Genomic DNA, 24,273 nt, shown 5'->3' with positions numbered 1-24,273 from the left:
ATAGTACCGCGCTATGCAACGCCCGTCTTCCCGCCTTCTCGTGCTTGATAAGAAACTGCGCTTATTGCTGTTCCGGTTCGAGCATAAAAAGGGCCCTCTGTCAGGCCGGATTTTTTGGGCAACTCCGGGCGGAGGACTGGAAGACGGAGAAAGCTACGAAGATGCTGCGCGGAGGGAACTGTTTGAGGAGGCTGGCCTCAAAGTCGAACATATAGGTCCGCAAATTGCAAACCGAGCCGCTGCTTTCGCCTTACCCTCTGGACAAATGGTCGAGGCTGACGAACGATATTTTGCCATCGCGGCGGGACAGCATGCTGTTTCGATGCAAAACCAGACCGAGCTTGAACGTGAGATAATGACAGCCCATCGATGGTGGAGCCAGCAGGATCTGCGCAATACAAATGAGCAGGTCTGGCCCGAAGACCTTGCCGATATACTGATTAACGCCGGACTGTGGACACCAGCCTCATAAAGCGATTGAAAACGAAGCAAACACGTCTTTTATTACGGTTTTCTCTTCACAGGCGGCTATTGAGCCACTTGTCCTAAATCACATTTTCTCTTGTTTTGGCTGACTGAGAAGATCGGGGCGAGCCGGCCGCCATTCGACCGGCTTTCACAATCGGCCAGACCCTATCCCCCTTGCCTCCGGGCCAGGCCGTTATCCCCTGTCATGCCGGAACATTCACCCTTACGGGTCGACCGCCCGGCTTACAAAAAGGCCGCTCCGTTGCTCCGCCGCATGGACGGCGCTGAACGCGCGGCCTCTTCGGCCTTTGGCTGCCGCGCGGCATTTTCTTCCAGTTGCGCCTCGATCCGCAGGCGTACTGCCTCAGCCGAATGGTTCGTGCCCAGCTTGTCCATCATATTGGCGCGGTGAATCTCCACCGTCCGCGGACTGATATCGAGCGCTCTGGCAATGGCTTTGTTCGAATTGCCTTCCGCCAGCCAGTCCAGCACTTCGCGCTCACGCTTGCTCAATTGCGCAATCCGCCCCCGCGCTTCGATCAGCTTGCGCCGCGCTTCCATGTGGGATGAGGCTTCCAGCGCGAGGCGGTGCATCACATCGGCGAACCGGTCCTGATCGAAGGGTGTTTTGAGGTAATCCAGCGCCCCCGCTTTCATCGTGCGCACAACCGCCTGTACCGCCGGCTGATCGGATGTCACGACAAGCGGCAGCGAAATTCCCGCTTCGCCCAATCGCTCCATGACATGCTCGGGATCGCCCGCAATGACTCTGTCTGTCACCATCAGCACACCGTTATCCGGTTTGATGGTAATCAGCTCCTGTAGATCGGAATAGACTTCGGCGTGATGCCCCGAAGCATATGCGATACGTGCCTTTTCCGCCCTGGCTCGGCTGTCATTATCGACAAAATGGATCGTCAATCGCTGTTCCATGTGTGTAATAGTGACGCCAGCGACTTCGCTTCGCATCGAAGCTTTCAGCCGAAATGAACTATTAACGGTTCATCGACATGCAATAGTCCCTGAAACGCCGCCCCCAAAACCCTCCATATTGGACAATGTCTTGGGTAGTCACACGATCAGGCAAAATCCTTACTAATAGAGATATAAGTATTACTACTTAATACTTTACTTATCACTTTGCGAAAAGCTGAAATCAGGCAGCGCCTGAAATGCACTCTTCAAAGCATCTCCCCAGCCCGAAGAAACCGTTTCGAAATAGGGATCGCCATATTCGATCCGCCGGATATATTTCGGTTCGAACATATCCTCCTCGATCACCATGAGATCGAGTGGCAAGCCGACCGAGAGATTGGCTTTCAGCGTGGAATCGAAGCTGACCATCAGCAGTTTCACCGCTTCTTCGAAACTCATTTCCGGATCGTAGGCGCGGATCAGGATCGGGCGGCCATATTTGGTCTCTCCGATCTGGAAAAAGGGTGTGTCCAGACTCGCCTCGATAAAATTGCCTTCGGGATAGATCATGAACAGGCGCGGTTTCATGCCTTTGATCTGCCCGGCCAGAATCATGGAAGCGGTGAAGCGCCCTTGCCCCGCCTGCCCGTTTTCCGTCTGTGTTTCGCGCACCGTCGCGCGCAGCAACCGCCCGACTTCCACCGCCACCCGGTACATACTCGGCAATTCCAGCAGCGAATTCTGCCGGTCCTCGGGTGCCTTGGAGCGCTCTTCGAGCTGGCTGATAACAGCCTGCGTGGTGGCCAGATTGCCTGCGGTCATCAGGGTAATGATCCGCTCTCCGGGAACCGACCAGTGATACATTTTCCGGAAAACCGAAATATTGTCGACACCCGAATTGGTTCTGGTGTCGCTCATCAGCACAAGGCCCTTATCGAGCGAAAGGCCTACGCAATAGGTCATAGCTTGGCTTCCATCACGGCAAAAACAACGGCGACTCCATGGAAAACCCGGCCGCCCGAACCTGCCTTTACTGCTCCATGCTCTTCTGTTCCACCGCCAGTTTGACCGAAAGTTCTTCGGTCATGGCACCATAGCTGATCCCGGTGATCGGTGCAGCATCGCGATAATCGCGCCCGGTCGCCACGCGGACATAGCGCGGATCGGGGCTGATCCCATTGGAAATATCGAAGCCTACCCAGCCCAGATTCTGCACATAGGCTTCTGCCCATGCGTGGGTCGCTTCCTGCTCGATGCGGTCGTCCATCATCAGATAGCCGCTGACATAACGGGCCGGTATATCGAGCGCACGAGCCGCCGCGATAAAGATATGCGCATGATCCTGACACACACCATGGCCCTGGGCGATGGCCTCTTCGGCTGTCGTCGTCACCTGGGTGCGTCCGGTTTCATATTTCACAGTGTCACGGATCATCGACGAGAGATTATGCAGCGTTTCCACCATACCGCTTTCGCTGCGCTCAACCCGCGCAATCAGCGCCCGGACTTTCGGCCCCGCAATGGTAAGCGGCGTATAGCCGAGAAAGGACCAGAGCGGCAAAAGCCCGGAATGATGACCGATCACACCGGCATGATCTTCCGTATCGACCTTGCCGTGGCAGGTGACGATCACTTCCTCCACGCCTTCTTCGGCAGAAATCAGCGTCACACTGTTATGGTTCTGATCGTCATAGACCAGTTCCTCGCGCGCGCCTTCATATTCCATATTCCACTGGAGGATTTTCTGCCCCTGCGTTTCCTTGGGCGTCAGGCGCAACCGCTGAATGGCATAGCTCACAGGAGCGGCGAAACGATAATGGGTCGTATGGCGGACAGACAGGCGCATGGGCGGGTCGATTGCACTCCTTCAGGCGTTAAACCGGTATTCCTCGGCAATAGTGTTGGCGATCGTCTGGTTAGAGGCGATGAATTCGAGCAGAAATTCATGCAGCCCCTGATCGAAAATATCCTCTATCCGGCGGTCGCTGAGCGCCATTTCGGCCTGACGCATGGCAACATGCGCCGCCCCTTCTTCACCATGCAGACGCGCAAGGGCGGAGAGATTTTCTCGCAGCGCCGAATAGCAGAATGCCAGACTGCGCGGGAAACGGTCGTCCAAAATCAGGAAATCAGCAATCGAGCGGGCATCCATCCGTCCCGAATTGAGCCAGCGATAAGCCCGCTCGCCCGACAGGGATTGCAGCACATTGTCCCACTGGCTCGTATCGAGCGCCGTCCCGACATAAGCGAGCGAGGGCAACAGCAGATAATATTTCACATCGAGGATACGCGCCGTGCTGTCCGCGCGTTCGATGAAAGTGCCCGAGCGGGCGAAGGAATAAATCTCATTGCGCAGCATGGAGCCATGAGTGGCCCCGCGCGCAAGCGAGGATTCGCGCCGGATCGCCGCCAGTGCCGCACCGAGATTGCTTTCCCGGACCTGCTTGGCGAGCATATCGCGCAGCGCCATCCAGCCTTCATTGACCGCTTCCCACACCTCGCCCGTAATGGCCGAGCGCGAGGCACGCGCATTGGTCCGCGCATTTTCGAACATGGTGAAAACAGATTGCGGATTGTGGCGTGAACGCAGCACGAAATCGCAGACATGCGCGGCGCTGTAATCCTCGAAATGATCCTCATAATCACCGCGCATTCCCAGCGTGGTGATAACCGAGCGCCATTCGGCAGAGGCGGCATCGGCCGTACGGGTGAGCGACATGCGATGCCCCGCTTCCAGCAGGCGCGCGGTATTCTCGGCACGCTCCAGATAGCGATACATCCAGAAGATGTTATTGGCGGTCCGGCCCAGCATTATTCTGTCTCCGCCATTAATCGTCCAGCACCCAGCTATCCTTGGTCCCGCCACCCTGGCTGGAATTGACCACAAGCGAGCCTTTTTTCATCGCCACACGGGTCAGCCCGCCCGGCGTGATATCGATCCCTTCGGGCGACATCAGGACGAAGGGCCGCAGATCGACATGGCGCGGCGCCAGTCCCTTGCGGGTGTAGATCGGACAGGTGGACAGAGCGAGCGTGGGCTGCGCGATATAGTTTTCAGGCCGGGCTTCCAGCTTTTCCCGGAATTTGCGGATCTCGCGTTTGGAGGATGTCGGGCCGATCAGCATACCGTAGCCGCCCGAGCCATGAACTTCCTTCACCACCAGCTCTTCGAGATTGTCGAGCACATATTTGAGGCTGTCGGGATCTGCACAGCGCCATGTCTGCACATTGGGCAATAACGGCTTTTCCCCGGTATAAAATTCGACGATTTCCGGCATGAAGGAATAGATCGCCTTGTCATCGGCCACACCGGTGCCCGGTGCATTGGCAATAGTGATCCGGCCTGCCCGATAGACGTCCATGATCCCCGGTATGCCCAGCACGCTATCCGGATTGAATGTCAGCGGGTCGAGGAAATCATCGTCGACCCGGCGATAGAGCACATCGATCGGCTTGTAACCGCGTGTGGTGCGCATCTGGACCCGCCCGCCAATCACGCGCAGATCGCTGCCTTCGACCAGTTCGGCGCCCATCTGATCGGCCAGAAAGGCATGTTCGAAATAGGCCGAATTATAAATCCCCGGTGTCAGCACCGCGACGGTCGGCACTTCGCTGGCGCAATCGGGCGCACAGGCGGCGAGACTTTTGGCAAGGTGGCGCGGATAGGTCGAAACCGGACGAACCTTCACCTGAGTGAACAGTTCGGGAAACATCGCCATCATGGTCTCACGATTTTCGAGCATATAGCTCACCCCGCTGGGCGTGCGGGCATTATCTTCGAGAACCCTGAAATCCTCCGGCCCTGTGCGAACCAGATCGATGCCGGTAATATGGGTATAGACGCTGCCCGGCGGCGTGAACCCGACCATTTCCGGCAACCACGCACTATTGTGGCGGAACAATCGCTCCGGCAAACGCCCCGAGCGGATAATTTCCTGCCGGTGATAGAGATCGTGCATAAAGGCATTGAGCGCCCGCACACGCTGTTCGATCCCACGTGACAGGCGGCGCCATTCACCCCCCGTGATAATCCGCGGAACCATGTCGAACGGAATCAGCCGCTCTTCCGCATCGCTTTCCCCGTAAACATTGAAAGTGATCCCGGTGCGCCGAAAGAACCGCTCCGCTTCGAAACCCTTGCCGCGCATTCTGGCCGGGTCCTGCTCCGAAAGCCATTGATTGTATCCACTATAAGCCTCTCGGATAGAACCGTCCGGCTTACGCATTTCATCGAAGTTTTCGGCGGATGACTGATCCATATCCCCCCGGCATTGCAGTAATATTCTGCATGATATCGAGAAGTTGCCACGGGGCAACCCGTATACCGGGATTAATTACTCAGCGCCGCTCAAGTTCCCGCAGAACCGTTCGAATGCTCTCGGGAGAATAGGCAAAACCGATATGTGTACAACGCAAGGCGACTTCACGATCCCGTTCGCCGCGCTGTCCGCGGGAACTGCGCGGCGAAACGATTCCATCGCGCGGGCTCCACAGGGCCACCGTCTCTACCGGCGGCTTGCCCGAAAGATGCAGTTCCAGCGGCGGATTATCGACCGCATGGCCAGTGACCAGATGATAGAGCCGCCAGGCATTATTCGCATGCGGATCGCCGGAGAAAGGTGAGCCCATCGTCACCACCTTGTCCACGCAATCGGGATGGCGCTTGGCCATTTCGCGGGCAAACAGGCCTCCGAGGCTCCAGCCGACCAGCACCACGGGCACACCGTAACGTTCCCGCAACACGCAGACCCGTTCGGACAGACGCTCGAAATTCTCTTCGCTCGGGCCGAAATTGAAACCCAGCCCCCAACGTTTCACCTTATGCCCGGCCTTTTCGAGTTGACGCGCCATATACCGCATACGCACCGGGTGCGTAGCGAATCCGGGCAACAGCATGACCACACGCGGATTGGTAGAACGCGGAATATCCAGTTCCTGCCGGGCACGACGGAACGGTTCTCCCAGTACAGCGAGTTCGCCCATAAGGTAGCGCAGCTTCGGCCCTTTTATGTCGGCCGGGCGCGGATGCCGCATCAGAGCGAGCCTAGTTCCCAGAGCATCGCGCAGCGCCACCGCTTTGGCAGCGGAGGTACGGGAGCCTGCGAGGGCATGAAGATGGGAAATATTTTTCATGGTCATCGTCTGTAACAAAAGTGACTTGTTACAGGATGAACGAAAAATCCAGCATCGGGTTTCAGTTGTCTTTAAATTGTCACAAAGAAAAAGGGGCAGAATGCCGTAGCACTCCGCCCCTTCACTCTACGTTTTCGCTTGCGCTAATCAGCTACATTCGCCGACCCGCTTCGAATTCATTTTCATTTTCATCACGGCCTTGCCTTCGCCCGGAAGATTCGGAATGCTCTGGTTAATCTCCATGAGCATTTCGCTGCTTTCCTTCTCCATGGTGCCGTTCAGCTTGAAATTGCCATCGGCCCCGCCTGCACCCTTGCAGGTCATATCGGCATCCACTTTCGCGCCATTGACGTCGAGAGATTTGAACGTGCAGTCAGCTTCGGCAAGCTGTTGCAGCATGGCTTCGGGGCCTTTGTCGGCATCTTCCTGTGTCAGGCAATAGGTGTTGCCGTCAGCCACGCTCTTGGCAAACATATCTTTCAACTGGCCGGCCCGCTCTTCCGACAGGCCCGGAATATCGAAATCGAGCAATTCGACCGAGGTCTGATACTGCCCCGGCGTCTGGCGAATCATACCATTAGCCTTACTGGCCACTTCTTCCTGCGAAAGGGGTGCGCTTTCATCCGTCCCTTCTTCCTTGGCTCCATTGCCGCCACAGGCCGCAAGGGCCATGGCCGCCACCAACGGAAAACAATGAACAAGACGCATAAAAATCTCCAAATTCCATAAACGGGAGCCCGGTGTGACGGGCGCTGGTCCGAACGATGATTACCAAGCCCCTGCGAGCGTGCCAATGGCCATAGGGCTTCGACATTGCGGAACAGGCATTCTTTCCCCATATGTTCCGCCATGGCCGAACTCGTCATCCGTCGCGGACTGGAAGAACCCGATACATCCGGCACTTTCACACCGCACAAGCCCGAACGCCCCGAAAAGACTCTGGGCGGCAAACCCTTCAAACTGGTTTCGGATTATGAACCGAGCGGGGATCAGCCCACCGCCATTGCCGAACTGACCGAAGGTGTGAATGCCGACGATAAGACCCAGGTCCTGCTCGGCGTGACAGGTTCGGGTAAGACCTTCACCATGGCCAAGGTGATCGAAGAATTGCAGCGTCCCGCGCTTATTCTGGCCCCCAACAAGATTCTCGCCGCACAGCTTTATGGCGAATTCAAAAGCTTCTTTCCCGAAAATGCAGTCGAATATTTCGTATCCTATTACGACTATTATCAGCCCGAAGCCTATGTGCCGCGGTCCGATACCTATATCGAAAAGGAAAGTTCGACCAATGAAGCGATCGACCGGATGCGCCATTCGGCCACCCGCGCTCTGCTCGAACGCGACGATGTGATTATCGTTGCTTCGGTATCGTGCCTGTACGGTATCGGATCGGTCGAAACCTATTCGGCCATGGTCTTCGATCTCAAGAAAGAACAGACCGTCGATCAGCGCGAAATCATCCGCAAGCTGGTCGCACTGCAATATAAGCGCAACGATGCAGGCTTTGCGCGCGGCAATTTTCGCGTGCGCGGCGACAATCTCGAAATTTTCCCGAGCCATTATGAAGATGCCGCATGGCGCGTTTCATTTTTCGGAGACGAAATCGAGGAAATCAGCGAATTCGATCCGCTGACCGGCAAGAAGGGCGTCACGCTCGACCGGATACGTATCTATGCCAATTCGCATTATGTAACGCCCGGCCCGACCATGAAGCAGGCAACGGAAGCGATCCGCTTCGAGCTTCAGGAAAGGCTGAAGGAATTGCAGGATGAAGGCATGCTGCTCGAAGCGCAGCGGCTCGAACAGCGGACCAATTTCGATCTCGAAATGATTGCCGCCACCGGGTCCTGCGCGGGGATCGAGAATTATTCGCGCTTCCTGACCGGCCGCCTGCCCGGCGAACCGCCGCCGACCCTGTTCGAATATCTGCCCGATAATGCCGTGCTGTTTGTCGATGAGAGCCACCAGACCGTACCACAGGTCGGCGCGATGGCGCGCGGGGACCATCGCCGCAAGCTGACTCTCGCCGAATATGGTTTCCGCCTGCCCAGCTGTATCGATAACCGCCCGCTGCGTTTCAACGAATGGGACGCGATGCGTCCGCAGACGGTTGCCGTTTCGGCCACCCCCGGCCCATGGGAAATGGAGCAGACCGGCGGTGTATTTGCCGAACAGGTCATCCGCCCGACCGGGCTGATCGATCCGCCGGTGGATATCCGCCCGGTCGAGGATCAGGTTCAGGACTGCATCAATGAATGCAAGGAAACCGCCGCTAAAGGCTATCGCACGCTCGTCACCACGCTGACCAAGCGGATGGCGGAAGACCTTACCGAATTCATGCATGAAGCGGGTGTGCGTGTGCGCTACATGCATAGCGATGTCGAAACGCTGGAGCGCATCGAACTGATCCGCGATCTGCGTATGGGCGTCTATGATGTGCTGGTGGGCATCAACCTGCTGCGCGAAGGGCTCGATATTCCCGAATGCGGTCTCGTCTGTATTCTCGATGCCGACAAGGAAGGTTTTCTCCGCTCCGAAACCTCGCTGATCCAGACAATCGGGCGTGCCGCACGCAATGTCGATGGCCGGGTTATCCTCTATGCCGACCGGATTACCGGCAGCATGGAACGCGCTATGGCGGAAACCGAAAGGCGCCGTGAAAAGCAGCGCGCCTATAATGAGGAACACGGCATCACGCCGCAAACCATCAAGCGCGAAATCGCCGATATCGTTGCCCATACAGCCGCCAAAGACGGTGTCACCGTGGATCTGGAAGATGATGAGACGAACAATCTCGTCGGCCATAATCTGCGCGCTTATATCGAAGATCTCGAAGATCGTATGCGCAAGGCGGCGGCCGATCTCGAATTCGAAGAAGCCGGGCGATTGCGCGACGAAATTCGCCGCCTCGAAAATGAGGAACTCGGGCTGCCCGACGAAGAGAAGAAAGCCCCCCGTGTCGGACGCTCCAATGAAGGCAGACCGGGCACCCGCAAGACCCGCTATGGCAAGACGCAGAAGAAGTGGAAGAAACAGAGCTGACGCAGCACCTTGTCTCCGCTTCTCCGCGAACGGAATGGAAACAGAGCCAGTGGCGCTAATGTCTTGAATCCAGCGGGCCATCATGCCTATGGCAAAGCTGTTCAATTGCAGACAACAGGCTTGCCCTTGCCTTACCGCATTCTCCGTAATCTTGCGCTTCTTACCCTGCCTCTGCTGGCAGCCTGCGGGAATAGCGACGCTGACAGTCCGGTACGGATTACCCTGCCCGATGCCGATCCGGTGACGCGCCCGCGCGAACCGCTGCCGTCACCCGACGTCGAGGGTGCATTGTGGCAGGTTTCAGAGGATGGCCGCGCGATCCATTTCGGGCTTCCCGATGAACCGCCCTATCTCACCCTCGCCTGCCGCCTGACCGAGACACCGCCGCAATTACGCATCATCCGCCATGTTGAAGCGCGCCCCGACACAAGCGCGCTGTTTCCCGTGATCGGCAATGGCATGATAAGCCGTTTCAAGATGGAAGCTGTGCTCAATGACGGCGAATGGCGCTGGGAAGGCACCTATCCTGCCGATGCTCCGGCGCTGGATGTTTTTACCGGCACACGCGATCTGGAAGCGACCTTGCCCGGTGCCGGCTCACTGGTGATCGAAGGAAGCCGCCTGCCGGGCGAATTCGTCACATGGTGTCGTCTGGGCGGCAAGGTGATGCAGGCCAGCGAAGAAGAACAGGCCGAAGCGGAAGAGGCAAACGCGGCAGACGATTAATCCACTGGCTCATTGCCGGATAACAATGCTAGCCGGGGCCTTACACGGCGGCTCAGATTGGCAGGCAGCCGGTCAAGCGCAAAGCAACGCGCCTCGACGATCTCACGCCCGTCGGGTCGCGGTTCTCCGGCCAGCATGGCCCGATAGACGTGTCCCATAGCCGGGGCTCTGTGAAGCCGTTCTTCCACTGTGCCGAGCTTCTGCCAGCCATATGCCGGACAACGCAGTTCCTCTTGAAATTCGCGCTGCGCTGCCGCCAGCGGTGCTTCACCCTTGCGAAAACCACCACCCGGGAAGCTCCACAGATCGGCACCGTAGGAATGACGCACCAGCAGCAATTCGCCTGCTTCGTTGAAAGCCAGAATGCTCACACCACGCAAAGCCGGGCGGCGCCAGCGCCACCACACGCTGCGCAGACGATGCGCAATACGCAAAGCCTGCCGGTGCAGCCCGCCGGGAATCAGGCGAAGCATGTCACTTTCTGCGTCGCCGCGCCCAGCAGACGGGCAATGGGCAGATCGCTTTCACCGCGTAGCGCCTGTTCGAAAACCGCGCGTTTGTCTGCCCCGCGAATGACGAAAAGCAATTCATCCGATGCCAGAATAGACGGCATGGTCAGCGTGATCCGGTCGAAAGGTGCCTCAGGCGGCAAAGGATCGGGCGTCAGCCGACGGATAGCCTGCATATCGTCCACTTGCGGATCGGTATTGGGGAAAAGCGACGCGATGTGGCCATCGCCGCCCATTCCCAGCCAGGCGAGCGTGAAATGCGGCACCTGCTCCATTTCGGTGAGCCTGACCACTTCCGCTCCGGTCGGTTCGAGAAGTGCACGGATCTTCCCCGTATTCGATGCCGAATGATCCTCAGGCACCATCCGGTCATCGCCCGGCCAGAAAGTGATCCGCTCCCATTCGAGCGGGGTTTCCGTCAGCTTGCGAAGAATGGGAAAAGGGGTCGAACCGCCGGGCACGGTCACGGCGATCGGACCATCATTTTCTTCCAGAGAACAGGCCAGACGTTGCCCCAGCCAGTCAGCGATATCGCGGTCGCTCGCCTTCTCGATAATGTCGCATTCGACCATGAAGACTCGTCCTTTCCAACAGAAACGGTCGCCGTAGCGTAAAGCCCGGCGACCGTCATACCCGTTTTTACAGGAAATTACTTCAGCGTCTGGGTCAGGAACCAGACACGCTCTTCGGTCTGATCGATCCAGTCGTCCACAACGCCATTGGTGGCATAATCGCCCGCTTCGTCGGAAGTCTGCTTCACTTCCTTAAGGCGTTCGAGGAGCTTCTTATTATCGTCGCGCAATTCACGGACCATATCGTCAGCCGTCACGGTAACATCGTCCTGATCGGCAATGTTGGTAGCCTTGCCGACCGACCCGATCGATGTCAGCGCATATTCGTCATTCTTACGAACGCGCTCACCGATATCGTCGACCAGAGCAATGATCTGCGCGGCCTGTTCGTCGAACAGAAGATGAAGATCGCGGAAGCGACCGCCAGCCACATGCCAGTGGAAGTTCTTTGTCTTCATATACAGTGCCATATGATCGGCCAGCGCACCATTGAGTGCTGCGATCAGAGCTTTTTTGGAATTGTCGCCGGATTCGGCCATTTTCAGTTCCCCTTTCGTCAGATTACATGTTTCGAACGCGCAATAACACCAATCGGTTTCGAGAAACATGTAATTCACATTAATCGAAAATAACGATCAATCAACAAGGCCTTTGGCAAAAAGCAGAACCATGACGGAGGCCAGCAGGAAGAGGCCGCCCGCAACATATTGAAATACCCGTAAAGGTAACCGTTTTTCCCAAAATTCCCCTGCCATCCAGGCGACTGTCAGCGCTGCTCCGGAGCCGATAATTCCGCCTGAAGCGACCCAGAAAGGCGCGCCTGTCAGCACGCTCAGTGCCAAAATCAGGAACCGCGCACTATCGGTGAGCTGGCCAGTAAAAAGCACCAGACCGATAGCACCGAGCGACCGGGTCGGTTCGACCGGCAGACGCCGCTGCCGGCCCAGCAGAAGATCGAGCCCGGCCAGCCCCAGAGCGAAACCGACAAAGAGCTGTCTGGCAGTCGGAACCAGCAGCGGCGTCATGCTCTTCGCCAGCCATGCCGCCAGTGCCGATGTGCCGATCGAAGAGAGCCAGACCAGCACCAGCAGACCGCGCCCTTGCCCGAGACGGCCTGAGAGGCGCGCCACCAAAACCTGCTCGCGCCCCGCAAAGGTCATTCCCAGACAGCTAAGAAAGGCCAGAAAGAATGCCGACATAGTGCCTATCCGGCGCTTTCGCTTCCTTCGATAATCCGTTCGATCTGGGCAGCCGTGGAAGGATGATAGGTCGGACGGGCTTCGGTGAAGAGAGTGCGGGCAATTTTTGCGCCCCAGTCCCCCTGCTCCATCAGGCCGGCATAAAGCGGACGGATCAGCAGACCGCGCCCTACCCGTGTAGCAAACTCATGCAGCGAAGGCAGGGCCGGTTCATAGCGATTGGCAATCGCAAGTTCGAGCCAGGCCGAACGAACATAGGCATTATTCGAGTTCGAAAGGCCCAGAGCCCGGTCCAGTTCGGCCAGCCGCGCGGCAGACTGATTGCGCGGAATACCATTGAGAAAACGCAGCCATTCCTGCGTGCTCCAGCCCTCAGTCTGTACCGCGCTCGCCGGGCCGCCATTCTTATACGCCGCCAATGTCCGGTCGATTACTGCCAGTGTTTCACTGGTAATATGCACGGCATTATCGGGCAGCCCCGCGGCATAGGCCCAGCGGTCCAGTTGCAGCGACAGTTCCAGTTTCGCATCGCCTTTAATCAGGTTTTTCCGCAGATCGCTGAGAAAGCCGGCTGTCGTTTGCGGCTGGAAAGCATGACGATCGAAATAGGAGCGCAAATAGGCATCCCAGCGGTCGCGACCGACCGTCTTTTCGATCATGCGCAGGAAATTGGACCCTTTGAAATAGTCGAGCTGGCCGCCCGTCGCACCCGGATCGCCATGGAGCCGGGTGCGCGCTCCCGTGCCGCTCTTCCCGCCGAAAGTCTTCAGATCACGCATCATGCCATCCCAGTCGAGATCGGCATACATTGCGGCGCGCTCCTTGCCATAAAGCGCTTCCATGATGCGGTTTTCAAAATAGGTGGTGAACCCTTCGTTCAGCCAGCTATCGGACCATGTTGCATTGGTGACAAGATTACCCGACCAGCTATGCGCCAGTTCATGCGCCACCACATCGGTATTGGACCGGTCCCCGGTGATGATGGTCGGCGTCAGGAAAGTCAGCATCGGGTTTTCCATCCCACCATAAGGGAAGGATGGCGGCAGAACGAGCATGTCGTAACGACCCCATCTGTAGGGGCCGTAGAGATCGGACGCCGCATCGATCATCTTTTCGACATCGGCAAATTCGCTCGCCGCGGCATCGAGCATGGATGCTTCGGTCCAGACGCCCGAACGCGGGCCGAGAGACCGGAATTTGAGATCGCCCACTGCAAAGGCGATCAGATAAGGCGGTACCGGCTTATCCATTCGGAAACGGAACCGGCGGCGGCCATCGGCTAGGGCTTCACCCTTGTCACCGCTGAGCTTCTCCGCACTCATTACCGCAACCAGATCGCCCGGGACGGTGAGCGTAGCATCCCAGGTCTGGCGGATACCGGGGCTGTCCTGTGTCGGAATCCAGCTGCGATTATTGATCGGTTGCCCCTGACTGAAAAGATAGGGCTTTTTCTTGCCTGCCGTCATTTCGGGTGGCAGCCATTGCAGTGCCGTCGCCCCCGGCTTCGTGCGATAAGCAATAATGATCTGACGGGCGCCATCGAGCTGAACTGTCAGTGCCGAGCCCAGTTCGGGATCGTCTGCTCCGACTGTCCATTGCAGCGCTTTGCCCTGTGCATCGGTGATCGAGGCAATATCCAGATCGTCGACATCGAGGACGATGTCTTTGGCATCGGGACGGGCCTGAATGTCGAGTGTCGCCGTTCCGCCCAGCGTTTTGCTGGTAAAATCGACATCGAGATCGAGCCCGACATGCGTGACACGCGCCACTTCGGGAGCAGCGTGAGTCCAGATATCGACGGCTTCGGGCGTCGTCAGTACAGGAGCGGGGGATGATGCCGGTTGTGCAGCGGCAAGCGGAGCGGCGGTGGCCATGAGAGCGGCAGCAAGAAGAATACGCATGGCCACGCCCTACAGCAAATCAGGCGAAGAGGGGAACCGTTTTGCCGCCCCCCGGTCTGACTCCTAGCTTCTGGTCGCAGTCAGAGCTTCCTGGAAGCCACGAGCCCGTTCAGCCACATCCTCAGCGTTCATGCCCGCCTTGTACAAAGCCGATCCCAGCCCGAAACCACTGGCTCCGGCATCGAGCCATGGCCGCATTCCTTCAGGCGTGATTCCACCCACCGGCAGAATACGCGTATCCGCCGGAATAACAGCGCGCCAGGCCTTGAGAACGGCAGGCGAAGTACCTTCGGCCGGGAACAATTTCAGGCCCGAAGCGCCTGCCTTGAGAGCGGCGAATGCTTCGGACGGTGTCGCCACACCGGGCAGGGAGACAAGTTGGCGCAGCGATGTTTCACCTACGACTTGCGGGTCCATATTGGGTGAAATTATCATTTGTCCGCCGCTTGAATCGACCCTGGCCACATCGTCGCTATCCAGCACCGTCCCGGCACCTATCACAGCACGGGTTTTCAGCGCTTTAGCCATCCGCCGAATACTGTCGAACGGTTCAGGTGAGTTGAGCGGCACTTCGATAAGGGTAAATCCCGCATCGACCAGCGCTTCACCGACCGCCACAGCTTCATCCGGCGTGACACCACGCAGAATGGCAATCAGCGGACAGCGGGCAAAAGCGTCGTCGAACTCGGATAAATGGCTCATTCCTGAAGCTCCCGGATTGTAGATATCCCCGCCACGAACGTCTCATGGCTATCGATCAGCACGCTGTCTCCCCCCAGTGCCGCAATAGCCGAAGCATAAAGCGTACCGAGATAAACATCGGCCAAAATATAAACACGTCCAACTTTATCGTGTTCCATACGATTTGCGACATCCGCGCCGATCAGAACGCCGCTGGCATAGGATGCCGCATCCGCATCGGACAATGCGTCCAGCATGGCTGCTGCCCGGATACCGAACAGGCTCGCAGCCAGATCCCGATGCTGCCCCTGTGCCACACCTGCCCTGAAAGCATCGCCATCAGCCACGTCGCCGCCCAGCTGCGGGCGCAACAGGCTATGCTGGCGCAACATGGCAAAAAGTTCTCCGGTCATGGCAGTGACGAAACGCTCCACACCGTTGCCGCCGAGCCATGCCCATTTGCAATGAGTGCCCGGCTGGCACAGCACGGCCTCTTCGGGCACCAGCCCGGCAGCGTGCGCACCGAGCAGTTGCACTTCTTCCCCGCGCATCACATCGCATCGTCCATCCGGCGCCTGCCAGGACATGCCGGGCACGATGGCGGTACGCTCGTCGATATAATGCAGGGTCGAGGCCAGCTCTTTCATTCCGGCAGGCGCCGGAACATAGGGCGTTTCCTGCCAGCCGATACTGGACCCCACCATACCCGCCATCAACACCGGATAGTCACCGTGACGCTGCCGGATGGCAGCGATTTCCCGTTCGAAATCGCTGATCTTTGCGGCACCGGCATCGTCTCTTTCCGTATGGCGTACCATACCATTCTCAATCAGATAGACGCGCCGATTGGTTGTTCCCCAGTCGATTGCGAGAAACGGTTCGCTCATGGCCAGCCTTACTCAATGATAGTCAGCGCCTTGGCTACCGCCCAGGAAAACGCCGAGAAAATGAAAATGTCATGCATCACACAGGCTAAAACCCGTATTCGCACTGCTGCCTCCAAGCCCGCCATGGCATTGAGCAATGAGATGACCGGGTCAAGACGAATATGCCGGCCGCTTCACGGAAAAGCGACCGGCATATTGCGCTATTCTGTCTGTTTCCGCGCTTACTGGTGGAAGCGCAGCGTCAGGAAGAATGTCCGGCCGATGACGTCATAGACGCCCGACTGATAGCTTAGTTCGAAGTTGGAACCCCCGGCCTCGGCACCGGGAATACGGGGCGGTTTGCGATCGAACATATTGTTGAGGCCACCGGACAATTCGATATTGTCGGTCACGTCAACATAGGCCGAAATGTCATTATAAAAGACATCAGGTGTCCAGACATCTTCGTATGCTTCTTCCGTTACCGTGGTGCTGTTCTTCATGGGTGAGAAATGCCGCAGCGTCCAGGTGACGCCCATATGATCGCGTGTGTAAGACGTGCGCACCACGCCTTTCCATTTGGGCGAACCGAAGATCCCGGCATATTCGGTAATGCTGTTCGGATCGGTGGGATCGAGTGTGTAGCGGCGTTTGATGAGGCGGGTGTAATTCGCATCCACCGACAGGGTTCCCGCATCGCCTTCAATACCGAGGCGCGAAAGCGGCAGCGAATAGTTGAGACCGAAATCCACACCCCGCGTCAGATATTGCGCCAGATTCAGCTTTTGCGTCTGGACCGACTGAATATTACCGTTCTCATCACGCTCGATCAGCGGACAGAAAATATTATCCAGACTTGCCTGATCAACGCATTTATCAATCAGCGTCTGCGCCCCGAAGGCATCGATCGCATTGCGCAGATCGATATTATAGTAATCCACCGTAAAAGTAAGGCCGGGGATGAAGCGCGGCTGCACAACGGCTCCGACCGTCAGCGTCTTGGCCGTTTCCGGTTGCAGATCGAGATTACCACTCGAAATGATATCCTTATACACCCAATAGCTTACCGTATCGGCCGGATTGATGGCTGCACAATTATCGGCAGTATATTCCGTCCGTGTATTACGGTTCTCAAGATTATAGTCGTTACAGGGATCGGTGATCCACAATCCCGAAACACTGTTCGCTGTGTAAAGCTCGCCGATGTTGGGAGCCCGCACCGCCTGACCATAGGTTGCGCGGAAACGGATATCGGGGATTGGCGCCCATTCACCACCAACTTTCCAGGTCGTGGTAGAACCAGCGGTGCTGTAATCCGAAAGACGCAGCGCCCCGTCGACCGACAACGTATCGAAGAAGGGCGTGTTCGCCAAAATGGGAACATGGACTTCCCCGAAGACTTCCTTGACCGAATATTTGCCGACCAGCGTATCGGCCATTGTTCCGATCGAGGGATCATAAAGCGGGCTGTCGGGGTTATATTCGGGGATCGCACCGATATCGTTCTTTTCCTTGCGATATTCGGCACCCAGCACAACCTGAACGGCCCCGCCAGGAAGATCGAACAACCCACCTGACACATAGCCCGACAGAACCTGCTGTGTCAGAGTCGATTTCGACCAATGTGAAGTATACGTAATATAATCGATCATTTCCGGCGTCAGTGTGACAAGCGGATTGATCGGAACGCAGCCATTGCCCGGATCGTCGAGGGTGCTGCGGCAAATCGCTTCGCCATTCGCTCCGGTCGTGCTGTCGAGCCCCAGATACCAGCGGTCATAGGCTGTCGAATTTACATCGCGAACACGCTGCGTCGTCTTGCCGTAGGAATAATAGGTCGAATAGTTCCAGGGCTGCGCGAAAAGGCTGAAGTCACCTTCCGCTCCGACAACGCTTTGAAACAGTTTACGATCATAATCAGTGCGCGGCGCGGGCAATTCCATAAAGCGACGAGCGAACTGCACACCGCTATCAGGAACGCTGCCTCCGCTGGCCGCACGAATTGCATCCGTAATATAAGGGCTGTCGGCCGGCACGACATCGGTGCCAAAGGCCGTCATCTGAAGATAACCGGCTTCCGACTTATTATGCGCAAAAGTCGCATTGGCGAAAAGATTAAGTGCCGGGCTCACTTCGAAGCTTGCCGAAGCGCGGGTGTTGATTCTTTTGGACGGAACCGAGAGATACAAGCCGTCATAACGACCATTATATTCACCGCCATTGGTGAGCAGCGTACCCAGCGGGTCGGTAGAAGTGTCGAGATCCACCGGAACCGCATTTACAAGACCGCCCGGCCCGAGAATCGGATCACGCAAAGCACCGGTTCCCCGATCGACGGAATATAGCTTGCCACCGAGAACAAGCTGAGCTGCATCCGCAGTATTGATATTGCGGACATGGTCCTGAATGAAATAGCGATTTTCGCTGCTGGCCCGGGCATAGATAGGATACCCGTCGGACGTCCACGGCCGATCCGCCCCACTGACCGTGTCGGGCGTGTTCTCATAGAAACCGTATAGCGTCACATTGCCACGGCTATCGGCAAAATTGGTCCCCGCCAGCATGTCGATCCCGTAAGTGTCCATATCGCCACGCGTGGAAGCGCTATAGCGCGCATTGGCATCGATGCCTTCATAATCCTTTTTGAGAATGAAATTGGCCACACCGGCAACAGCATCGGCACCATAAAGCGCGGAAGCCCCTCCGGTAATCACTTCCACCCGCTCGACAAGACTGGACGGAATATTGCTGAGATCGACGGCAGACGTACCAGGAATGGCAGCGACCTGTCGGCGGCCATCAACCAGCACAAGTGTGCGCTGGGTACCCATGCCGCGCAGATCCAATGCGTTGATCCCGGCATTGCCCGCCAGATTGCTGGTCTGGTTGGTCTGAGTGACGGCCAGCGCCGGAAGCTGATTCACCACATCAGCGATATTTTGTGTCCCGGCCGCCTTGATCTGATCGGAATCGACCGTCGCAATCGGTGCCGTGCTGTCCGTCGCAGCGCGCCGGATGCGTGAACCCGTCACAATGATCGGAGCATCGGCCGCATCGCTGTCGGTTAGGACGGAATCAGGCTGATTTGAGACGTTTTGAGCCAAAGCATTCGCGGAAAATGTGACGCAACTCATCAATAAAAGGCAACGCAGACTGGGCCGTGCCGATCGGAAAGAATGCATAATGAAACGCTCCCTGTTTTAGTATATGCCAATACAAAATACAGTACAACGTATACGATAATTTTACTCCAAGTAAAGTGATCGGTTCGCAAGCTCACAGCCCGCACATATGGTTAGCTCTCAAGCTCCCTCCATGGCGCAGTGCTGCAATGTCGATATGAAGTAGCCGTCCCATGCACGTTGGGCTTACTGGGTTTCTGTGAGCGGCCCTGGGTAACTGGCCGATCCCGCGCCGTTAAAGGCAATATTGCAACAGCGAACAGTTCAGATGAGGGGCAGACCTGGAACGCGATATAAACATCGTCGAACAGCCAGACTCTTTTGGATTGTCACATCGATAAGCGCCACAATCCCAAATTTTTACTCAATTCGAGTGACCTAAATTACTGGTCATTCGAATTAAGGGAAACCAGCAGGTCCCCAATAATGTGTTTTGGTACTTTGCTGCCGTTCCCTAATTTCATACCGGACATTCGCTCATCGTCCCGTTTCGCGGCACAGATAGATGGCTGATTACAAAGCAACAAGCATAGAGCGCATCCAGCATTGCATGGAATCGTTGGTCAGGAGGTCGGCCGCCCGATATCGAAAGCGGGAACCGTATCTTGTGTGAACCAGCCGGGACGATAATCACTCCAGCAGATATGCCAGTTTCCTCCCTTCCTTACGGCGCGGAGCTGATAATGCGCGGCATAGATTGTCCTGCCGCTTTCATCGACTGGACGGTCCGGCACGATCCGTCCGATAATCAGCCTTGCATGCTGTCCGTCACCTTCATCCTGAACCGCCACGACTTCGCCGAAATGTTGCCAGAAGGGCGCGAGATGACGAAAGTTCTTCAGCATGCCGACCACCTCGTCCCGCCCGGACAGATTACCCAGCGGCGCGAAGCCACCCTCGACATCCTTGGCATAGGCGCTGACCAGCAGGCCGATGTCGTTCTGGTCGACGGCAAAGGCGTAGCGGGCATATAGCTCATGCAACGCCTCTTGAAGATCGTCGGGTGCAGGCAAATCCGGTAGGACGTGCCACGGTGCATGCAGTTCGCTTACGATTACCGGAGGAGGGGCGCCCAGCTGCCAGCCGCGATCGCCCGGAAAATGCAGCCAGTGCGAAGCCATCTGCGGATCGCCTTTGGACCACATCGCCTGAATGCGAATGTCATCAATGCGCCACCGACTCTCGACCCTTTCCAGCAGTGCGATAATCGTGGTCCCGAACAGAAAAGCCTTGTCCCTGCCGTCATGCATCAGGCCGAACAGATAGAAGCTGGTCGCCGCGCGATTGCCGTCGATCCCGATATAGCGGTTCGTGGCGCGATGGATGAAGCCGCGATCACGCGTATCGGCGCCCAGAGCCGCCAGGATCGCATCCGTACCGCTTGCAGTTCCATGCTGCGCGCTGATCAATCGGGACCGGTCGTCAAAAGCAGGCCCGACTTTAGAAAGATCGCCCGTCGCCCACCCTGTAGCCAGCTCATCCAAGAGTCGACCGATCACCGCCCTGTCCCCGCTCATGACGCAGACTTCAATGCGGGCAGGACATGTGAACCCATTTCCTCGATCACCGACTGAGCGGAGCGCTGCGAGGGTTTGAGATTGAGAGCGATGTGCCGCACGCCCAGATCGCGGTGGTGCAGCAAGCGGTCGATCAAGGCTTTCCGACCGATCCGCACCACATTGTAGAAACGCTGATAAGGCGCGTCGGGGTTGGGGTCGAGGTCGAAGAAAGTCGAATATCCATAGGCCGGCGGTGCGCCGTCACCAGCGGCGGTCTTGAGCGCGTCGACAATTTCGCGGATCGCGCGGTCGTCGTCCACGGCCCATATCCAGGCATCGACATTTCGCGCCAGCCATTCGATCGGCTGGCGCGAACGGCCCACCGCCATAATAGGCAGGCGCCCGTTCACGGGCTTGGGATACAGGTCCAGATTGCCTGAGAGCGTGCCGAAACGCTGCGTCGTCTTACGAGGAAACGCTTCGCTTTCCAGTGTGCGGATCAGCTCCATCGCCTCGCGGTAGCGCGCGCCTCTATCGTCGAAATCGACGTTGAAGGCGGGATATTCCACCGGCCGATCGCCCGTGGAAAGGCCCAGCACGAAGCGCCCGCCGGTCAACCGGTCGACCGAAAGCGCCTGTTTCGCAACCGACACGGGCTCTCGCAGGGGGAGGACGATGCCGATCGTGCCCAGCGTGATCGTTTCGGTCGCTGCGGCTAGATAGCCTGCATAAACGAACGGATCGAGCATTTGGGCCGCATCGCCGAAATTGGGATCATAGAACGGTACGTCACGCAGCCAGATGCTGGCAAAACCGGCCTCCTCGGCCTGTTGGGCAATCCGGCGGTGATCCTTTAGCGTCGGAAACGGGCTGTCGGGATAGGCCTCAAGCGGAGTGATGAGGCCGACCGAAAGCTGATCATCGGTAAATACGCGCGCAAAGCTTTGCGACGCATGCGCTTTATCAAGCATGGGAAACTCTCTTACAGGTCATGGTGAGGCCACACCACGTCAAGCGCGGTGCGCGCGATGCGCCAGCCATCGGTCACGCGAACATAGCGATCGAGATAGCGGCCAAGCAGCAGAAAGGGGTGCCGATCGCCGGGCCTGTCGGTCACGAAATCAAGCAGATAACAGCTTCCCTCGGCGCTATTCGGCCCGGTCAGCGTGATTTCATGATTCGCCACCGCGTGTACGAACGGGAAATGGTCCGCACCGCGCGTATCGAACTGGCTGTAGGCACTGGCAAGGCCATTGCGGATCTCGTCCAGCCCCTTCATCGATCCGGTGGTGACAACGACCTCGGCATCGCCTGTAAAAACCTCGTCCATCCGGTCGGCGGCATTCGTATCCAGCAATGTGCTGTATCGCAGGCGCAGAGCGCGGATTTCTTCGCGGTCGAGCAGGGCGGCAATGCGGCCCTGATGGTTGGCGGCGGGTGCTGGGCGATCGGTCATGCAGTCACCCCTGCCTGCTCAGCATAGGTGGGGAAGTCAGTGTAATTCTTCGTGCCCTTGCCGCCATAGAACGCATCGCGCGGGGCGTCGGCGATGGGCCAGCCGTTCTGCATCCGCTCAACGAAATCGGGATTGGAAATAAACGGCTTGCCAAAGGCGATCAGGTCGAGAGCGCCGTCTTTTAGCGCCTGTTCGCCGGTACCCCTGTCAAAACCGCCCGCAGCGATCAGCGTGCCGGTGAACCGCTTGCAAAACTGCGACGGGAAGGTTTCAGGCATCGCTTCCCCGCCGATGGTCAGCTGATTGCTGAGGTGGACATAGGCGGGCTGGCGCACCTCCATCTGCTCGGCAAGGGACAGCCATGTCTCCGCCTCATCGTCAAAGGCGGCCATGTCGAACAGGCGCCCGAATGGTGAGATACGCACGCCCACGCGGTCCATGCCGATTTCCGCAGCAACCGCATCGACCGTTTCAAGAAGGAAGCGGAGCCGATTTTCGACGCTGCCGCCATAGTGGTCGGTCCGGTCATTGGAGCCCGCATTGATGAACTGTTCGAACAAATATCCGTTTGCGCCATGGATCTCTACACCGTCGAACCCCGCGCGGATGGCGCGTCTTGCCGCGGCGACGAAATCTGCTGTCACGCGGACCACTTCCTCGGTTGTCAGGGCACGCGGCGTGCTGGCGGGTTGCTGGCCCGGCAGGCCATCCGGGCCAATCGAGTAGGATGACGTATCTTCGGCCCGCTTTGCGCTGGCCGAAACTGGCGCGGCCCCATCCTGTTGGAGCGATACGTGCGAGACTCGGCCCACATGCCAAAGCTGCACGAAAATCCGGCCACTGCGTTCATGAACCGCGCGGGTGACATTGGTCCAGCCGGCTTCCTGCGCATCGGTGTGGATGCCGGGCGTATAAAGATAGCCGTTCCCTTCCTGCGAAACCGGAGCTCCCTCGGTGATGATAAGGCCTGCGCCGGCGCGCTGCGCATAATAGAGCGCGGTCTGATCATCCGGCACGCCACTTTCAGCGCGCGAACGGGTCATCGGCGCCATGACGACACGATTGGAAAGTGCCAGACCGGCTAGGTTATAGGGTGTGAAAAGCTGGGTCATGATCGATTGTCCGTTCAAATTCAGGCGAGCGAGGGGAAGCGCGGCAGCACGTCGCGTTCCAGGTCTGCGAGTACATCGCCGATGGGTCGGTTCGTGAAACGAGGGTTAAGCGCGATATGGTTCACACCCGCATCGCGTGCGCGCTCCATGAATTCGGCCAGGCTTCGGCTGCCGGTACGAAAACCTGCACGAACACGTTCGAAGGGATAATCGCGGTCCGCCTCCAGATGCAGGAAGCCAGCGACGCCATAAGGCTTGAAGCCGTCGCCCGAGACCGTGCGCCAATCGGCGACCGCTTGCGGCAAGTCCGGTTCCGCCGGACTTGGCACGATGACACCATCCATCTTGCTCCCAATCCACGCGATATCCTGACCGGCCCGCCCGATTGCGATGGCAGGCGTTCTGCCATGCGGGGGTTTGGGCAATACGTCATACCCGCCCGGAGAGGAGCCGAAGCGGACCGTGTCGTAGGCCGGGGCGCGTTCCTCGGTGAAGGTGCGATAAAGGTCATAGGCTTCGCGAAAGCGTCCGGCCCGGCTGTCGAAATCGATGTCGAACAGCGGATATTCCTTTGGCCGGTCGCCGGAAGAGAACCCGACGATCATCCGGCCGCCCGAAATCTGGTCCAGCGTTGCGACCTGCCGTGCCAGCAGATTGGGTTCGCGAAACGGCAGGACGATCCCCGCCGTGCCAAGGGCAATCCGCGTAGTCGCACCGGCAAGCGCCGAGATATAGGTCAGCGGCTCAAAAACTTGGCCTGCATCGCCATATTGGGGATCGTAGAACGGGATATCGCGCAGCCAGAGCCCGCTGATCCCGATTTCATCGGCATGGCGGGCAGCGTCCAGATGCGCCTCCATCGTGGGAATGCCGGCGCTTGGATAGGTTTCAAGCGGCATGATCAGCCCGAGCGTCATTTCATCGGGAGCGAACAGCCGCCCATATCCGGAATGAAGTCCGGGGGCGTCGCCAATCCTGGCAGGTGAGGTCATCGCTGATGGCATGGTGCGTT

23 protein-coding genes are annotated in these 24,273 nt (G+C 57.8%); 3 read left to right on the top strand and 20 right to left on the bottom strand.

Annotated elements, in window-relative coordinates:
* The first annotated feature begins 13 nt into the window (after positions 1-13).
* On the top strand, positions 14-472 hold the full coding sequence (locus D6851_RS07210) for an NUDIX hydrolase (protein WP_120324209.1): 459 nt from the start codon (positions 14-16) through the stop codon (positions 470-472).
* Between the two features lie 239 nt (positions 473-711).
* Here the strand turns inward: D6851_RS07210 and D6851_RS07205 are convergent, their stop codons facing one another.
* The 7 genes from D6851_RS07205 to D6851_RS07175 all read right to left on the bottom strand — a co-directional run bounded on the left by D6851_RS07205 (position 712) and on the right by D6851_RS07175 (position 7,224).
* Complete coding sequence (locus D6851_RS07205) at positions 712-1,389, bottom strand: response regulator transcription factor (RefSeq protein WP_338014741.1); 678 nt, start codon at positions 1,387-1,389, stop codon at positions 712-714.
* A 207-nt stretch (positions 1,390-1,596) separates the two neighbouring features.
* On the bottom strand, positions 1,597-2,346 hold the full coding sequence (locus tag D6851_RS07200) for a proteasome-type protease (RefSeq protein WP_120324208.1): 750 nt from the start codon (positions 2,344-2,346) through the stop codon (positions 1,597-1,599).
* A gap of 67 nt (positions 2,347-2,413) precedes the next feature.
* Positions 2,414-3,229, bottom strand: a complete 816-nt coding sequence (locus D6851_RS07195; protein WP_120324207.1) for a transglutaminase family protein — start codon at positions 3,227-3,229, stop codon at positions 2,414-2,416.
* A gap of 21 nt (positions 3,230-3,250) precedes the next feature.
* Positions 3,251-4,195: an alpha-E domain-containing protein gene (locus tag D6851_RS07190; RefSeq protein ID WP_120324206.1), complete on the bottom strand. Its 945-nt coding sequence runs from the start codon at positions 4,193-4,195 to the stop codon at positions 3,251-3,253.
* Positions 4,196-4,211: 16 nt separating this feature from the next.
* A complete protein-coding gene (locus tag D6851_RS07185) occupies positions 4,212-5,642 on the bottom strand; it encodes a circularly permuted type 2 ATP-grasp protein (RefSeq protein WP_120324205.1) in 1,431 nt (476 codons plus the stop codon).
* Between the two features lie 79 nt (positions 5,643-5,721).
* The gene (locus D6851_RS07180; RefSeq protein WP_120324436.1) at positions 5,722-6,516 is read right to left on the bottom strand and encodes an esterase/lipase family protein; all 795 of its coding nucleotides are present in this window, start codon (positions 6,514-6,516) and stop codon (positions 5,722-5,724) included.
* Positions 6,517-6,663: 147 nt separating this feature from the next.
* Positions 6,664-7,224, bottom strand: coding sequence for a DUF3617 domain-containing protein (locus D6851_RS07175; RefSeq protein WP_120324204.1), 561 nt, complete (start codon positions 7,222-7,224; stop codon positions 6,664-6,666).
* Positions 7,225-7,365: 141 nt separating this feature from the next.
* On the opposite strand from D6851_RS07175, the gene uvrB reads away from it, so the two are divergent.
* Positions 7,366-9,558 carry an excinuclease ABC subunit UvrB gene (uvrB, locus tag D6851_RS07170; RefSeq protein ID WP_120324203.1) on the top strand — a complete coding sequence of 731 codons (2,193 nt, stop codon included), beginning with the start codon at positions 7,366-7,368 and terminating at the stop codon, positions 9,556-9,558.
* Between the two features lie 63 nt (positions 9,559-9,621).
* A complete protein-coding gene (locus D6851_RS07165) occupies positions 9,622-10,284 on the top strand; it encodes a hypothetical protein (protein WP_120324202.1) in 663 nt (220 codons plus the stop codon).
* On the opposite strand, the gene D6851_RS07160 is transcribed toward D6851_RS07165, so the two are convergent.
* From D6851_RS07160 to D6851_RS07100, 13 genes are all read right to left on the bottom strand, one after another.
* Entirely contained in the window at positions 10,281-10,757 is a 477-nt protein-coding gene (locus D6851_RS07160; protein ID WP_120324201.1) for an NUDIX hydrolase, read from the bottom strand. The genes D6851_RS07165 and D6851_RS07160 overlap by 4 nt on opposite strands.
* Complete coding sequence (locus D6851_RS07155) at positions 10,745-11,365, bottom strand: 6-phosphogluconolactonase (RefSeq protein WP_120324200.1); 621 nt, start codon at positions 11,363-11,365, stop codon at positions 10,745-10,747. The genes D6851_RS07160 and D6851_RS07155 overlap by 13 nt, the downstream gene beginning before the upstream one ends.
* A 77-nt stretch (positions 11,366-11,442) precedes the next feature.
* Complete coding sequence (locus D6851_RS07150; protein ID WP_120324435.1) at positions 11,443-11,904, bottom strand: Dps family protein; 462 nt, start codon at positions 11,902-11,904, stop codon at positions 11,443-11,445.
* Between the two features lie 96 nt (positions 11,905-12,000).
* A complete protein-coding gene (locus D6851_RS07145) occupies positions 12,001-12,564 on the bottom strand; it encodes a TMEM165/GDT1 family protein (protein WP_120324199.1) in 564 nt (187 codons plus the stop codon).
* Positions 12,565-12,569: 5 nt separating this feature from the next.
* Positions 12,570-14,465 (bottom strand): M1 family metallopeptidase, encoded by a 1,896-nt coding sequence (locus D6851_RS07140; RefSeq protein WP_120324198.1) that lies wholly within the window; start codon positions 14,463-14,465, stop codon positions 12,570-12,572.
* A 63-nt stretch (positions 14,466-14,528) separates the two neighbouring features.
* Positions 14,529-15,167 carry a 2-dehydro-3-deoxy-6-phosphogalactonate aldolase gene (locus tag D6851_RS07135; protein ID WP_120324197.1) on the bottom strand — a complete coding sequence of 213 codons (639 nt, stop codon included), beginning with the start codon at positions 15,165-15,167 and terminating at the stop codon, positions 14,529-14,531.
* Positions 15,164-16,033 (bottom strand): 2-dehydro-3-deoxygalactonokinase, encoded by an 870-nt coding sequence (locus tag D6851_RS07130; RefSeq protein ID WP_183030020.1) that lies wholly within the window; start codon positions 16,031-16,033, stop codon positions 15,164-15,166. The genes D6851_RS07135 and D6851_RS07130 overlap by 4 nt, the downstream gene beginning before the upstream one ends.
* Before the next feature lie 221 nt (positions 16,034-16,254).
* Positions 16,255-19,116, bottom strand: coding sequence for a TonB-dependent receptor plug domain-containing protein (locus D6851_RS07125; RefSeq protein ID WP_238473982.1), 2,862 nt, complete (start codon positions 19,114-19,116; stop codon positions 16,255-16,257).
* A 641-nt stretch (positions 19,117-19,757) separates the two neighbouring features.
* Complete coding sequence (locus D6851_RS07120; protein WP_120324194.1) at positions 19,758-20,711, bottom strand: nuclear transport factor 2 family protein; 954 nt, start codon at positions 20,709-20,711, stop codon at positions 19,758-19,760.
* Complete coding sequence (locus tag D6851_RS07115) at positions 20,708-21,664, bottom strand: LLM class oxidoreductase (RefSeq protein WP_120324193.1); 957 nt, start codon at positions 21,662-21,664, stop codon at positions 20,708-20,710. Before D6851_RS07115 ends, D6851_RS07120 begins: the two co-directional genes overlap by 4 nt.
* Positions 21,665-21,675: 11 nt before the next feature.
* The gene (locus D6851_RS07110; RefSeq protein WP_120324192.1) at positions 21,676-22,149 is read right to left on the bottom strand and encodes a nuclear transport factor 2 family protein; all 474 of its coding nucleotides are present in this window, start codon (positions 22,147-22,149) and stop codon (positions 21,676-21,678) included.
* Positions 22,146-23,261, bottom strand: a complete 1,116-nt coding sequence (locus D6851_RS07105; RefSeq protein WP_120324191.1) for an alkene reductase — start codon at positions 23,259-23,261, stop codon at positions 22,146-22,148. The genes D6851_RS07110 and D6851_RS07105 overlap by 4 nt, the downstream gene beginning before the upstream one ends.
* 20 nt (positions 23,262-23,281) lie before the next feature.
* Entirely contained in the window at positions 23,282-24,265 is a 984-nt protein-coding gene (locus tag D6851_RS07100) for a TIGR03571 family LLM class oxidoreductase (protein WP_120324190.1), read from the bottom strand.
* Between the last annotated feature and the right edge of the window lie 8 nt (positions 24,266-24,273).

Source organism: Altericroceibacterium spongiae, from assembly GCF_003610805.1.
GTDB lineage: Bacteria > Pseudomonadota > Alphaproteobacteria > Sphingomonadales > Sphingomonadaceae > Altericroceibacterium > Altericroceibacterium spongiae.
This window is presented reverse-complemented; position numbering and strand designations above follow the sequence as displayed.

Coding starts and splice junctions, on each gene's coding strand:
- D6851_RS07200 (WP_120324208.1), bottom strand. CDS start 2,346: ATGACCTATTGCGTAGGCCTTTCGCTCGATAAGGGCCTTGTGCTGATG.
- D6851_RS07120 (WP_120324194.1), bottom strand. CDS start 20,711: ATGAGCGGGGACAGGGCGGTGATCGGTCGACTCTTGGATGAGCTGGCT.
- D6851_RS07145 (WP_120324199.1), bottom strand. CDS start 12,564: ATGTCGGCATTCTTTCTGGCCTTTCTTAGCTGTCTGGGAATGACCTTT.
- D6851_RS07180 (WP_120324436.1), bottom strand. CDS start 6,516: ATGAAAAATATTTCCCATCTTCATGCCCTCGCAGGCTCCCGTACCTCC.
- D6851_RS07150 (WP_120324435.1), bottom strand. CDS start 11,904: ATGGCCGAATCCGGCGACAATTCCAAAAAAGCTCTGATCGCAGCACTC.
- D6851_RS07210 (WP_120324209.1), top strand. CDS start 14: ATGCAACGCCCGTCTTCCCGCCTTCTCGTGCTTGATAAGAAACTGCGC.
- D6851_RS07190 (WP_120324206.1), bottom strand. CDS start 4,195: ATGCTGGGCCGGACCGCCAATAACATCTTCTGGATGTATCGCTATCTG.
- D6851_RS07155 (WP_120324200.1), bottom strand. CDS start 11,365: ATGGTCGAATGCGACATTATCGAGAAGGCGAGCGACCGCGATATCGCT.
- D6851_RS07105 (WP_120324191.1), bottom strand. CDS start 23,261: ATGACCCAGCTTTTCACACCCTATAACCTAGCCGGTCTGGCACTTTCC.
- D6851_RS07185 (WP_120324205.1), bottom strand. CDS start 5,642: ATGGATCAGTCATCCGCCGAAAACTTCGATGAAATGCGTAAGCCGGAC.
- D6851_RS07100 (WP_120324190.1), bottom strand. CDS start 24,265: ATGCCATCAGCGATGACCTCACCTGCCAGGATTGGCGACGCCCCCGGA.
- D6851_RS07135 (WP_120324197.1), bottom strand. CDS start 15,167: ATGAGCCATTTATCCGAGTTCGACGACGCTTTTGCCCGCTGTCCGCTG.
- D6851_RS07175 (WP_120324204.1), bottom strand. CDS start 7,224: ATGCGTCTTGTTCATTGTTTTCCGTTGGTGGCGGCCATGGCCCTTGCG.
- uvrB (WP_120324203.1), top strand. CDS start 7,366: ATGGCCGAACTCGTCATCCGTCGCGGACTGGAAGAACCCGATACATCC.
- D6851_RS07140 (WP_120324198.1), bottom strand. CDS start 14,465: ATGCGTATTCTTCTTGCTGCCGCTCTCATGGCCACCGCCGCTCCGCTT.
- D6851_RS07115 (WP_120324193.1), bottom strand. CDS start 21,664: ATGCTTGATAAAGCGCATGCGTCGCAAAGCTTTGCGCGCGTATTTACC.
- D6851_RS07110 (WP_120324192.1), bottom strand. CDS start 22,149: ATGACCGATCGCCCAGCACCCGCCGCCAACCATCAGGGCCGCATTGCC.
- D6851_RS07195 (WP_120324207.1), bottom strand. CDS start 3,229: ATGCGCCTGTCTGTCCGCCATACGACCCATTATCGTTTCGCCGCTCCT.
- D6851_RS07130 (WP_183030020.1), bottom strand. CDS start 16,033: ATGAGCGAACCGTTTCTCGCAATCGACTGGGGAACAACCAATCGGCGC.
- D6851_RS07160 (WP_120324201.1), bottom strand. CDS start 10,757: ATGCTTCGCCTGATTCCCGGCGGGCTGCACCGGCAGGCTTTGCGTATT.